At 41.7% G+C, this 13,043-nt stretch carries 12 protein-coding genes and 1 other RNA gene; 4 read left to right on the forward strand and 9 right to left on the reverse strand.

Annotated elements, in window-relative coordinates; all coding sequences use genetic code 11:
* Positions 1 to 3: 3 nt before the first annotated feature.
* The 8 genes from Q0993_RS19635 to Q0993_RS19670 form a co-directional block, all read right to left on the reverse strand.
* Complete coding sequence (locus tag Q0993_RS19635) at positions 4 to 645, reverse strand: hypothetical protein (protein ID WP_299536481.1); 642 nt, start codon at positions 643 to 645, stop codon at positions 4 to 6.
* A gap of 171 nt (positions 646 to 816) precedes the next feature.
* The gene (locus Q0993_RS19640) at positions 817 to 1,485 is read right to left on the reverse strand and encodes a histidine kinase (RefSeq protein WP_299536484.1); all 669 of its coding nucleotides are present in this window, start codon (positions 1,483 to 1,485) and stop codon (positions 817 to 819) included.
* 5 nt (positions 1,486 to 1,490) lie between these two features.
* Positions 1,491 to 3,578 carry an ATP-binding protein gene (locus Q0993_RS19645; protein ID WP_299536486.1) on the reverse strand — a complete coding sequence of 696 codons (2,088 nt, stop codon included), beginning with the start codon at positions 3,576 to 3,578 and terminating at the stop codon, positions 1,491 to 1,493.
* Positions 3,579 to 3,669: 91 nt separating this feature from the next.
* Complete coding sequence (locus tag Q0993_RS19650; RefSeq protein WP_299536488.1) at positions 3,670 to 3,828, reverse strand: hypothetical protein; 159 nt, start codon at positions 3,826 to 3,828, stop codon at positions 3,670 to 3,672.
* A gap of 137 nt (positions 3,829 to 3,965) precedes the next feature.
* Complete coding sequence (locus Q0993_RS19655) at positions 3,966 to 4,697, reverse strand: LytTR family DNA-binding domain-containing protein (RefSeq protein WP_299536490.1); 732 nt, start codon at positions 4,695 to 4,697, stop codon at positions 3,966 to 3,968.
* A 148-nt stretch (positions 4,698 to 4,845) separates the two neighbouring features.
* Entirely contained in the window at positions 4,846 to 6,375 is a 1,530-nt protein-coding gene (locus tag Q0993_RS19660) for a hypothetical protein (RefSeq protein ID WP_299536492.1), read from the reverse strand.
* A 56-nt stretch (positions 6,376 to 6,431) separates the two neighbouring features.
* On the reverse strand, positions 6,432 to 6,824 hold the full coding sequence (locus Q0993_RS19665; RefSeq protein WP_299536494.1) for an acyl-ACP thioesterase domain-containing protein: 393 nt from the start codon (positions 6,822 to 6,824) through the stop codon (positions 6,432 to 6,434).
* Positions 6,821 to 7,867 carry a glutaminyl-peptide cyclotransferase gene (locus Q0993_RS19670; protein ID WP_299536496.1) on the reverse strand — a complete coding sequence of 349 codons (1,047 nt, stop codon included), beginning with the start codon at positions 7,865 to 7,867 and terminating at the stop codon, positions 6,821 to 6,823. The genes Q0993_RS19665 and Q0993_RS19670 overlap by 4 nt, the downstream gene beginning before the upstream one ends.
* A 200-nt stretch (positions 7,868 to 8,067) precedes the next feature.
* On the opposite strand from Q0993_RS19670, the gene ffs reads away from it, so the two are divergent.
* From ffs to fsa, 3 genes are all read left to right on the forward strand, one after another.
* Positions 8,068 to 8,166: signal recognition particle sRNA small type (ffs, locus tag Q0993_RS19675), an RNA gene on the forward strand.
* Between the two features lie 71 nt (positions 8,167 to 8,237).
* Positions 8,238 to 9,047 (forward strand): SDR family oxidoreductase, encoded by an 810-nt coding sequence (locus Q0993_RS19680; RefSeq protein WP_299536498.1) that lies wholly within the window; start codon positions 8,238 to 8,240, stop codon positions 9,045 to 9,047.
* A gap of 65 nt (positions 9,048 to 9,112) precedes the next feature.
* On the forward strand, positions 9,113 to 9,766 hold the full coding sequence (gene fsa / locus Q0993_RS19685) for a fructose-6-phosphate aldolase (protein ID WP_299536500.1): 654 nt from the start codon (positions 9,113 to 9,115) through the stop codon (positions 9,764 to 9,766).
* Between the two features lie 49 nt (positions 9,767 to 9,815).
* On the opposite strand, the gene Q0993_RS19690 is transcribed toward fsa, so the two are convergent.
* The gene (locus tag Q0993_RS19690) at positions 9,816 to 11,222 is read right to left on the reverse strand and encodes a transaldolase (protein WP_299536502.1); all 1,407 of its coding nucleotides are present in this window, start codon (positions 11,220 to 11,222) and stop codon (positions 9,816 to 9,818) included.
* Positions 11,223 to 11,402: 180 nt separating this feature from the next.
* Here Q0993_RS19690 and Q0993_RS19695 point away from each other — a divergent pair, with 180 nt between their 5' ends.
* Positions 11,403 to 13,031: an ABC-F family ATP-binding cassette domain-containing protein gene (locus tag Q0993_RS19695; protein ID WP_299536504.1), complete on the forward strand. Its 1,629-nt coding sequence runs from the start codon at positions 11,403 to 11,405 to the stop codon at positions 13,029 to 13,031.
* The last annotated feature ends 12 nt before the right edge of the window (positions 13,032 to 13,043 follow it).

A 13,043-nucleotide genomic window follows, 5' to 3' on the forward strand; every position in this document is an offset into this window, starting at 1 on the left:
TTTTTAATGATTCAGCATGTATAGGTCTCCCGAAATCAAGGATAAGCTTTCCAAGTCATAGATGGAAGGGTCGTCCTGGGATAGATAATAAACACCCCAATACTTGAAATAATCGTTTTTGGAATTGTTCCCATGGGCCATATTCAAAAACGAAGTGTTGGTTTCCAAATTGGTCTCTTCAAATACAGGAACAAAAATCTCGTAAGGTACCTCGGACAGCCCCTTGGTGAAATGTACATAGTGATGTGCTATTTCAGTAAGGATATTTTCAAATTGCTGGGCTATGCTTTGGTCGTAGATCCTATTAATGACAATGGAAGTATCCTTAAGAAGTATGGAAAGTTCATCAACGTCTACAACTGTGCCATTTGTTTTGGCCAAATGCCGCAAATGGCTGGCAAGGAACCCTTCCTTTCCCCAATCCCCCCGATTGAAATAGAACAACAGCTCTACCAAGGTGAGGTTGCAATTCAATTCAATGGCCAATAGGGATTCATTTTTATCCGAAATATAATTGCATACACCGGCTTTTGAAAAAAAATGCTTTTCCAAATCATTCTTAAATGATTCCAGTCCCCGGATTTGAAAATCCTTATTGAATTTGAAATGAGGGTTATCCCTAAAATTGTCCAGATGAAACGACATATGCAATCGGAAAAAAGAAGCTTATTCAATCAAAGTTACTTTTTACCCATTGGTTATGACCACAAAAAAACCTTATAAAAAAAGAGGTTTTTGTAGATGCAAACAGGTTTCTCTTTAAAATACTGAAAACCAGTATTTTGCAATAAAGAAGAATTTAATAAAACTAGGGCGCTATAGGAAACCCCTTTTTTTGGCTTCTTCCACCAAGGACAAGTCGTTTCCGTTTTCTACGCCAAATAAGGTCTTTAGCTGCCTTTTTCTCGATTCAACAGTAGTGTTGGCTGCAGATATCAATTGGCCAATATCCTTGGTACGTGTTCCTATGGAAAGATAATAGAGTATTTTTTTGTCCTGCTCGTCCAAAATGACATCATTGGCCATTTTTCTCCTTATTGCGGACAGTGCACTGGCCGAATAATACGGCGGGTTGGTGATGACCGTCTGTACCATGGCAATCAAGGATTTTTCGTCGATTTCCGATTTAACCATATAGCCATCCGGATTCACCGAGGCGAATATACTATTGATTCTGTAGTTGTCACTAAAGGAGGACATAAACACAATTTTGGTTTCCGGTACCAGTTCACGTGCTAAAATCCCGAGGTCCTCACCACTCCGTGGTTCATGGGATTCCGTGGGGAACAGGCGAATGTCCAGCAAAATGATATCGTATTTAAGCCCCCTAGCGGAGGACCGGATGCCTTCCTCTCCCATCTCATAATTGGAAGCTACGTCCATCTTTACCTGAAAACCGCCCAAATCCTTGTCCTCGAGGACATATTTATAGCCTAAAGGCGTCATCTCGTGATCATCTATGGCCAAAATGCGAACGTACTTCATGATTCCTATGCAGTTTTTACCTCTTCCAGTTCTCTCTGTTCATTATTTGATTCAAACGTATTGGGCTCTTCTGTAGGGATTCTGAACAATACCGTAGTGCCCTTTCCTTTCACACTGGTAATATCCCAAGACCCTCCCAATTTTTCTATACGCGATGCTATATTGCGCATTCCAATACCTTTTTTACCTCTTTTGGTACTAAAACCTTGGCCATCATCGGCAATGGTAATCAGTAGGTCGTCTCCTTGCTTTGCAAAATCCACGGAAACGTTCTTGCATTGGGCATGCTTTACGCTGTTCTGAAGCGTTTCCTGGACCATACGGTACAGATTGATTTTAATGTCTCCCGTAAGCCCATCCCAATCTACCGCATCATCATAGCGAAAATTATGCGCTATACTCGTGTTTTCCTGTAACGACTTTAGCAAATCCTCAATGGAATGTATAAAGTTATGGATTTTTTGATAAGCGGCGTGGCTTAATTCATGCGAAATTGACCGGACTTCGCCCTCAACTTCCTGTAAGGCCGAGATGGCCCTTGCCCGTTGCGCAATGGCGTCCTCGTCCGCCTTTTTGTTCAACCCGGTAAGTAGCATGCGGGCCCCGAGCATTTTGCCCAGCACACCATCATGCAATTCTTCGGAAATACGTTTTTGTTCCATTTTTTTGCCTTCCTCCACTTTCTGTTTCTGGGAAAGCATTAAATTGAATATTTCCTGGTTACTGGCCTGCTGTTGCTGCTGGAAACGCAGTTTTTGGTTCTTGGCGCGCTGATCTACTATGATGTAAATGGCCAATCCCAAAAGCAGAAGCCCAACGGCTATCCCGGCCCATAATTGTTTTTCCCGGGTCAAAATTTCGTTTTCCGCAATAAACTCGTCGGTTTCAAAACGGATACGGGCAAATTTGTTGCGGGCCTTGCGCTCCTCTTGGATCAGACTATCGTTTAAGACCATATAGCGCTGGGTATATTGCAATGCATTTTTAGGTTCTAAACGGGCCATGAGTTGTAGGGTCTGCAAGAGGCGCTCATTGTTGCTACTCTGTTCCGAATAAGTTCTGGCCTTTTGGGCTTGAGTCATGGCTTGTACGGTATCACCCTTAGACAAATAATATTCGGCCATGTTGTAATAGCTTAAGGAAAGGCCTACAATATTTCTAAGACTATCTTGAATCCCAATAGCACGTTCAAACAAAGATGGTAATTCATTATATTCAGCAAGCTGTAGTTTGCTATAGGCCATATTGTTTAGTGCCAGTGCATAAAGACTTTTATCTTCTTCGAATAAATCATCGGATTCAACTATTTTTTGAAAATAAGAGATGGCCTCTTCATGCAAATCCTGTTCCTGATAAACAGTTCCAATATTGTTCAGTATTTCGTAATTTAACGTGTTTTCTTCGTCAAGCTTTGATAGATAATCCAAGGCCATGTCAAAATAACTAATCGCCCTTTGGTATTCCCTTAAATCTTTTGTTATCACTCCTAAATTATTATAGCAATTGTAGAGTTGCCGGTATTTATCCAAAGGTTTTAATAGCTCTATAGCCCGTATCGTCGTAATCTCACTGCCTGTATAATCCTTTACGTCAGCCTGTACCACCGCCATGTTATACAACATCCGGGCTGCAAAAAAATCATTGTTGAGGGCCTTGAACAATTTATGGGCCTCAGCAAAATGGTAATAGGAACTGTCGGGAATGGCGGTACTTCTGTAAAATATAGCCAAATCCCAGTTGGCCTCAGCCTGAACCACGGAATCTTTGGTCTTTTGGGCCAATTGAAGGGTTCTTCTATTGGTTTCCCGAAATAGCATAGAATCCGGTAATTGTTGATAGGCTAGGGAAAGTCGGGAAAAGTATTTCGTCTTAAGGGAGTCTTTGACCTCTCTTTTCGCTTCGCCATAGGCCTTTCTCAGGAAATCTGCCCGTTTTTCCCTGGTATACGTGGAGTTTCGCCCTTCCTCAATCCAGGTCAGGATACTATCTTGGGTTGACAGAACTGCCGGATTTTCCTCAGGAGTAGAATCCCGCGGATTGATAAAGGAAATAAAGAAGACCGCACCCAGTAGTAAGACATACTTGCATATCATGTTTGGCTGCATTTTAACCTGCCCTATACAAGGTAAAAAAAAAGCCCCAAACGTTTCCATTTGAGGCGCGAATTTTTATAAATACAACAATTTAATCCCTTGGGTCGCTTTTCGTACTGTTCGAATCACTAGCATCTTCGTTTAAAGTCTCGTATAATGCCTGTGTCTCTTCCATCGCATTATCATTTTCACAGGAAACCATTCCCATTCCCATTAGCGCAATCGCTAAAATACTTGCTGCCTTTTTCATCTTCTAAAATTTTAAATGGTTATAAATTATTATGTTGCTAAACTAATAAAGCGGGTAGGCAAGCGGCTTGTGAAACGTTAAATGCTAGTAAACGGCAGGCTTTTGCGAGTATTTAACCGAAATCTGCGAGGATTTTTTCAGTTTAATGCAGAAACGGTGTTTTTTGAAAGTAGCTTTTTTAAGCCGTCAATATTCCGTTTGTAGGACTTGGAAAAGGGGAGTTGCTGTTGCCCAGATCGCAGGGCACAAATGGATTTACCGTAATTGATCCTAGAAATGTAATCGGTGTTAACTATATAGCTCTGATGGATCCGTACAAAATTTCGGGGCAATTGGCCTTCAAAGGTCTTTAAGGTCTTAAAGGCACTGGTTACGGAACCATCCTTCATGACAAATTCCGTAGCATTGTTGTCCGCCTGGAGGTAAAGGATGTCATCCGTATTCAAATAGTGGAAATCGGAATAGGATTTTAGGCAGATGGTTTGGGGCTCCGCTTCTTTTGGCATTCGTTTTTTGAGTCGAAGTAGCGATTTGCGGATGTCAAACTCGTTATAGGGGAGAAGCCAATAGTCAAAAAAACTGTTCTTAATAGCCTCATACGCGTAATCCTTGGTTTTTGAAATACCAATAATTATGGGAATCTGTTCCACATATTGGTGTAATTCCATGGCCATTCTAAAGAAAGAACGGGCTTTTTCATTAAGATTAATGAACACCACATCTGGGGAAAACTTTAAGATGGCATTTAATCCTTCATCATCATTCCTGGCCATGGCGGTACAGCTAAAATCACCATATTCATCCAAATAATGCTGTAGCTGCAAATTGGAAGTTGCATCAGAATCTATTATGGCATAGGTATACTCCACGGGCCAAGATAATTTAATGCAAATTAGTGATACTTACCCATAATCGATTGTAGAAAAACCTTATAAAAAATGAGGTTTTTGTATATAATTCGTTGAAAATGAGTTTTTTGAAAGAAAAGACTTTCAATTGACGGAGAGCCCCTACAAATCAATCAGGGGTAATACTTTCATAGGCGCCAATATCCGGATCAAGGGTACGATTAGACCCCCTTATGTCAAATGGAACGGTAAGGGCCGCTTCTAAATCGCCCGTGTCCTTTGCTGCGGACAACTCCCCAATTCTAAAATCGTTGCTGCCCGTATTTAAAAAATCCGGATCCGGATTTAGCAGTACTTCTTCATAGATATCGGCGTTTTCAAAATCGTACAAGGGATTTTGGGCAAACTGTCCGTTGTCATCCTTGAATTTCACCAAACAATTTTTAAAGGAAAAATTGAATGCATTGGTGCCATTACTGTTGAGGAAAAGTTCTAGCGTCATATTGCCATCGACAATACAGTTTATAAATGAGGCCTCAGTAAGATCTGCCGATAGTACTTGGGAAAAATTATCGATTTGTAAAGCGGCCCCTTCCCTAAATCCTTCGGTCCAATAATTGGCAATGGTGGCATGGGCAAACGTATAACGGCCTCCGAGATTGCAATACAGGGATGTGCTTCCTGCGTTGCCCAGGATCGTGTTTTCCGAGATAATGGAGGCACTTTTGGCCCAAAGATTGATATTGGCACTATTGTGCACCTGAGCGTTGTTTAGCGTAAGGGTTGTGGATTGCAAAACTCCGTCGCCTTCTACCAATAGACCTACCGTTGCGTTCTTGATGGTTAAGTAATCAATGAGGTTGTTGTTGCTTCCGGGACCTAGCCAAATAGTACCCCATTGTCCTGGAGTATCCGAAAACTCGGGCTCCAGCCGATCTCCCTCAAAAATAACTTCATTTTCCAATAAAGTGGGATCCTCACTTAGGGCACCGTTTACTTGGATAGCGGCACCATCTGCCACATAAATACCAGAGTCCTTGTGAAAATGGACCCGGACACCTGAATCTATGATAAGTTGTCTATCAGCAGGTACTGCGGCGTACCCATAAATCACATAGGGCTTCTCATCGCTGAAGTTGAGTTGGTTATCCAAAAGATAAAAACCTTCGACCTTGATTTCCCTTCCATCAGCGTCCAACCCTACGGTGATGGTTTCCGTTGTGCCATCGGACAAAGTGCCGGGAAACAAAAAAACGGCATCCTTGACCAAAGTGACCAGTTGCACTTCCTGTAAAAAGCTACCTGAATCAAATAGAATGGCATCCGTATACAGGAAGCTGGTTTCATTGGTATTTGAAATATCGAATGTGGTCTCCACGAAGATGAAAAGACTATCTTGTGCGAGTAGGGAAACATCCGTAAACTCCTTCCCGGCCATGCCGTCCACATTTAAACGATAGTCGCTTTCCTGTCCTTGTCCCAATCGAATGGAAGGAATCAGAACATCGTCCCGAGTAGGGTTATATACTTTTAAGGAATAGGTACTACTCCCAATATTCGAAAAAATGGTATCCAAAAAAACGGTATCCCTGGAAAACTCTAGATTACCGGCACTTGGGGCATATTCAAAGTCCTTTCTACATGAGGTCCATAGCACAATGGTTGAAAGTAACGCTATGAGGTAAAAGTATGGACGCATCCTTTGGTTTGTTTCCAATGGCCTTGTTGTTTTCCATTTACTTATGGAAAAGCCCGCTAATTAGAAAAAAGTTGAACAATATCATGGGATATTCGTTTGGGCCTAAGGGTGTTGCCATTTAATAAACACCACTCTGTATTGGAACGTAGTAAAAGCAGATTTGTTTCATCATTATACATTTCAACGATTCGTACCGAGGTAGCTCCCTTGCTTTGGGCAATATAGGTGCGTATTCGAACAATGTCGTCCAATTTTGCGGCATTCTTGTAGGTAATATTGTGGTTCATAACCACCCAGACCACCTCCTTTTGAATTTCAGGAGTCGCTACCTTTTGCCAATGTTCCTTTGAAATATCCTGAATCCATTGAACAAAGCGCACGTTGTTCACATGATTCAGGTCGTCCAAATCTTCTCGGGCCACCGTGATGGTCTTTTCAAAGGACCTCATTGTTTCTTTACGATTTTAACTTCAAAAAGTTTGTCCCAGTTCTTTCCTGTTACAAAGAAGGTTTTCCTTGTGGGATGGTAGGCCACACCATTGAGGACGTTTAACTTCTCATGTTGTGTGACCTTTTTCTTTAATCCACCGAAATTTACCACACCCTCAATGGCACCACTTTCCGCGTCAATGATCATCATGCTCTCTTTCTGATAGACGTTTGCGTAGATTTTTCCATCAACATATTCCAACTCGTTGGCCATGTTAAAGATGGATTTGTTGGTTACCGTTTCTATATTTCCAATCTCGGTAAGGGTTTCCGGGTCTAGAAGCCAAATTTTTTCCGTTCCGTCACTTTTGAATATTTTCTTTCCGTCATTGGCCAGTCCCCAGCCTTCCCTGCTTTTACCGTATTGGAAATTGTCTAGCTTTTTAAGACTCTTCAGGTCGTAAATAAAGCCGGTTCCGGCGCGCCAGGTAAGTTGATAGATCTTTCCGTTTAAAATTGTAATGCCTTCCCCGAAATAGGTGTCATCCAAATCTATCTGATGTAGAATTTCCCCAGTTTCAAAATCTACTTTTCGTAGCCAGGATGTACCTTTTTGGCCCGTACTTTCATAAAGTGTGTCGTTGTGAAATTCCAGACCTTGGGTATATGCATTGATATCATGGGGATATTCGTTTACAATCTCATAGGTATAAATCTCGGGCGCATTGGATGCCAGGACTTTTATCTTTTTCGTAATCTCCACGGAACTTTCGTCATAGTCCACATTGGCCTTTAAAAGCTTATTGCCCAAGGTGGGGATATCCAAGGTAATGGTATTGTTGGTCAAGGGCATTTCTTTGCCATCTATAGAATAGGTGACCTGGTTTATCGTTTTTTCCTTTTTGTTCCTTAAGGCAATGGTGACGGTCTGGTTTTTTTGAAACTTGGATTTATTTCCCTCCAATTCTATGGCAAACAGGGAGGAAGGCTTGGTATTGCCACTTCCACAGGCCAGGAAAAGAAGCCAAAAACTATTGATGGTCATAAACTTGAGAACTTTCATTCCGTTGCTTTTTTGTAGTTTAATGTAGATGACAGTGATGGTATGGGCAAGATACATTTTTCCAAGTCCGTACACCATTGTCAAAATTCCATTTGTCCAGGCAAAAATAATAGCAAACCTAGAATACCGATTAATTTATGGCAATAATTTAAGAGCTTAAAACAATTGGCAAAGGTTTAAAAGGTTGTATATTTGCGGTTAGGCAAGTCCTACACGACCAGCTCCTGTAGAATCCCCCAGGGTGGGAACGCAGCAAGGGTATACGGTCGTAGCGGTGCGATGTAGGTAGCTTGCCTTTTTCTATGCCCTGAATTTTGGTCGTTGTTTTCCCTGTTCAATACCCATATTTATTTGTTAATTTGCAACCATTATGGAGCAAAAAGTCGTCTTGATTACCGGGGGTTCCTCCGGCATCGGAAAGTCTATAGGAGCTTATTTGGCATCCAAGGGGCTTAAAGTGTACGGTACTACAAGAAATGCGGAAAAGCATCCGGATTTCAGGGCTTTTGATTTATTGGAGTTGGACGTCCGTGATGCGGAAAGCATTCAAATGGCATTAAGGGCACTTATTGCAAAAGAGGGACGGTTGGATATTTTGGTGAACAATGCAGGAATAGGCATTACAGGTGCGGTTGAAGAAACTCCCCATGAAGAAATCTTAAAAGCCTTTGATACCAATTTCAACGGACCCCTGCATATGGCCAAGGCCGTCTTGCCCCAAATGCGAAAACAAAAATCGGGTCTCATTATAAACATTACCTCCATAGCCGGTTATATGGGATTACCCTACAGAGGGGTCTATTCCGCCACTAAAGGGGCCTTGGAGTTGGTAATGGAAGCCATGCGTATGGAGACAAGGAGTTTTGGGATACGGATAACCAATTTGGCCCCTGGGGATTATGCCACCAATATTGCCTCTGGCCGCTACCACGCACCAGTACTGGAGAATTCCCCTTACAAGGAGGCCTATGGACGTACCTTAAGCTTAATGAACGAAGGTGTGGAAGAAGGAGGCGACCCGGCGGAAGTGGCCCAAAAAGTATGGGGGATCATCAAAATCAACAACCCCAAGGTACATTATCGTGTTGGTTCTTTTATGCAAAAATTCTCCCTGGTCCTTAAGAAATTATTGCCGGATAAAGTATACGAGAAACTTCTACTTAATCATTATAAGTTGTAATTTTAGCCTTTTGGTAATTACAACATTTTGAATAGGTTTTTTATAACGAATAAACAAGAACACAAATGAAATTTTTTATAGACACGGCCAACTTGGACCAAATACGGGAAGCCCAAGAGTTGGGGGTTTTGGATGGTGTAACGACAAACCCGTCCCTCATGGCAAAGGAAGGGATAACCGGGAGGAACAATATTCTAAAGCACTATGTGGATATTTGCAACATTGTGGACGGTGATGTTTCCGCAGAGGTTATTTCCACGGATTTTGACAGTATCATAAAGGAAGGGGAGGAGCTTGCGGAACTGCATGAGCAGATTGTAGTAAAAGTTCCGATGATACGTGATGGGGTAAAGGCATTAAAATATTTTTCGGATAAAGGCATACGTACCAACTGCACCTTGGTGTTTTCCCCTGGACAGGCCTTGCTGGCCGCAAAAGCGGGAGCCACCTACGTTTCTCCTTTTATAGGTAGGCTGGACGATATTTCCACGGACGGGCTCAACCTAATATCGGAAATCCGGCATATCTATGACAATTATGGCTTTGAGACCCAAATCTTGGCAGCATCCGTGCGGCATACTATGCATGTGATAGATTGTGCCAAACTGGGGGCAGATGTTATGACTGGACCTTTGTCCTCAATAGAGGGTCTCTTAAAACACCCCTTGACGGATATAGGGCTTGAAAAATTTCTAGCGGATTATAAAAAAGGGAACTAAGATAGGTCACCCTACAGATACGATACACAAAGAAGGCCTTTGGAAATATTCACGGTTTCCAAGGGCTTTTTTTCAGGGAAGAAGCATACATATTGGAGAAGGCATCAACAATTTTGGCATCTTCGGTAATGATACACTTATTCATTGGATAGATGACCAAGGCTTTTGTGGCCTTCTCAAAATTTTCGGCCCTATATTGATTGGTCTTGTCCAAGTTCCTGGTTTCGACCATAATCCTCCATTTGGCATCATCTGTTTTTAGATTAATGCCAACAAACCTGTATTCCGGCATTTTGGAGGACAGATAGTCCGCCCTCCGCGTAATATTATCAAAATGTCTTTTATCGGTCCCGGACCAAAAATAGAAGACGGTCTTGGTATCCTTGGCAATTTCCTTAAGCGAAATACGTTCTCCTTCGCTGTTTAAAACATTGATGTTCGGTATCTCCTTATCCGGCTGTATATTGAGTATGCCCTCATAGAGCTCATCAACTTCCGAAATATGCTTGTTGTTTCTGGAGAGTCTATGAAATTCCTGGATGAACGATTTATTATTTTCCTCCGTATCATGGATTTGTAGAAGATAGTCAAATGCAACGTTGCGAAACAAATTGTCCCTTAAATCCTTTTCCTTCACCAGGCTATCGATAAGACTGAGTTTATGCATATTGAAATGCAAGTGGTTTTGGACCATATCGTTTTTAATGCCACATTTCTGGGAACAACTCATAAAGGACCTATTGCCAATATGATTGATCATAAAGTTGTAATAGGGCCTTAGATAGGTAAGGTCATTATTTTCAAAAGTGACCGTTTCCCTATACGCATAGAAATCGGATGGCAATTTATCTACCACCCTATTGCCCGTGTAGGATTTGTGCTTAAAAGGATACTTTTCCTTATAGGTATAGTAGTTGTAGATTATGCTGGCTTCTGCAATTTCCCTTTCCTTTTCGGATAGATCCGCTTCCTCGACTAAAATTCCAAGTTGGTCTAATTTGGATTGTTTTAGGGAGTCAATTTTTTGATGGAATTCCTGGGGTTCCAGTCGATACATGGCGTAAATCATGGGCTCTTCGGCCTCATGCGCCAAAAAAAGCTCCAAAAGGAAGTTGTTGATTTCATCCCCGGAACCGGAAAACACGAGAGACTCGTCAAAGTCCATGGTATTGAGCCGTATTAATAGACTATCACCCTTTTCCAAATACACATACTGGTATTCGGGACTATGCTTAAAATGATAAAGACCATTTTCTGGGGAATCCAATTCAAGATAAAACCGGTTGTTCGCATCCAGTAAGGCGGAATCTATGAGACTCTCACCCTTATAAAGCACAATGTATTCACTTGTGGGATTTACAATTTCTCCCGCAAAAAAGACATTGTCCGATTTTTTTTCGGTCACGCCACATCCCACTAACACAAAAAGAAATAGATAAAGTAAATGTTTTGGCATATAAAAGTATCTATTGTGCAACGAACAAAATTAAGAAACCGGTATGCGCAAGGCTGTTAATAGCGAGTTAAAAATTAGACAGTTGCGTTAAGGTCATCGATAAACGACATGTTTAAAAAGATGATTGGTGCCAGACCCATTAATTTATTTATTTTTGCAAAAAATTTTTAAAAACAGCTTATGTTATCCGTATCAAATTTATCGGTACAGTTTGGAAAAAGGGTTTTGTTCGATGAGGTAAACGTAGCCTTTACACAGGGTAATTGCTATGGTATTATCGGGGCCAATGGAGCAGGAAAATCGACATTCCTTAAAATACTTTCCGGTCAAAATGAGCCTACATCGGGATATGTACAATTGGAGCCCGGTAAACGTATGTCCATTTTGGAACAGGACCATAATGCCTATGACGATTTCAACGTTTTGGAAGCCGTGGTTATGGGCAACAAGCCCCTTTTCGCCATAAAACAGGAAATAGATGCCCTATATGCCAATTATACGGATGAAAATGCAGATAAAATAGGGGAGCTACAGGTTCAATTCGAAGAAATGAATGGATGGAACGCCGATAGCGATGCGGCCGCCTTGTTGTCCAACCTTGGAATATCCGAGGCGTTGCATTATACGGCCATGGCCGAAATGGATTCCAAGTTAAAGGTACGCGTGCTCTTGGCCCAGGCGCTTTTTGGCAACCCGGATGTACTGATAATGGATGAGCCTACCAACGATTTGGATTACGACACTATTCAATGGTTGGAAAACTTTTTGGCGGATTATGAAAATACTGTAATCGTAGTATCCCATGACCGTCATTTTTTGGATGCTGTATGTACCCACATCGCAGACATAGATTTTGGCAAAATAAATTTGTATTCGGGCAATTATACATTTTGGTACGAAAGTAGTCAGTTAGCTGCACGGCAAAGGGCGCAACAGAACAAAAAGGCAGAGGAAAAAGCAAAGGAATTGCAGGAATTCATTGCCCGGTTTAGCGCCAACGTAGCTAAAAGTAAACAAGCTACCTCCCGAAAGAAAATGTTGTCTAAACTTAAGGTAGACGATATAAAGCCCTCTAGCCGAAGGTATCCTGCCATTATTTTTGAAAGGGAACGTGAAGCGGGGGACCAGATATTGAACATTGCTGACTTAGCGGCCTCTACAGAGGATGGGGAAATCCTTTTTGAAAAAGTCAATATCAACTTGGCCAAACAGGACAAGGTGGCACTGATTTCAAAAGATTCCAGGGCTAGCACGGCTTTTTATGAAATCTTGGACGGAAACAGAAAAGCGCAACACGGAACATTTCAATGGGGTATTACTACCACACAATCTTATTTGCCGGTGGATAATTCAGAGTACTTTGTCGAGGATATCAATCTAGTAGATTGGTTGCGGCAATGGGCTAAGACCGAGGAAGAACGAGAAGAAGTGTTTGTTCGAGGATTTTTGGGAAAAATGCTATTTAGTGGGGAAGAAGCCCTAAAAAAAAGTACCGTATTGTCCGGTGGGGAAAAAGTTAGGTGTATGCTCAGCAGGATGATGATGCTACGGGCCAATGTGTTGTTGTTGGACGAACCTACCAATCATTTGGACCTTGAAAGTATTACCACTTTCAATAACTCACTCAAAAATTTCAAGGGAACCGTCATTTTTACTACCCATGACCATGAGTTTGCCCAAACAGTTGCCAATAGAATCATAGAATTGACCCCCAAAGGCAACATTGACAGATATTTAACGTTTGATGAATATATGTCGGACAAGACTATACGGGAACAACGAGAAAAGATGTACACGGTACCGGTGTAGTTTTGTAGACCC

This window comes from Ulvibacterium sp., assembly GCF_028285715.1.
GTDB lineage: Bacteria > Bacteroidota > Bacteroidia > Flavobacteriales > Flavobacteriaceae > Ulvibacterium.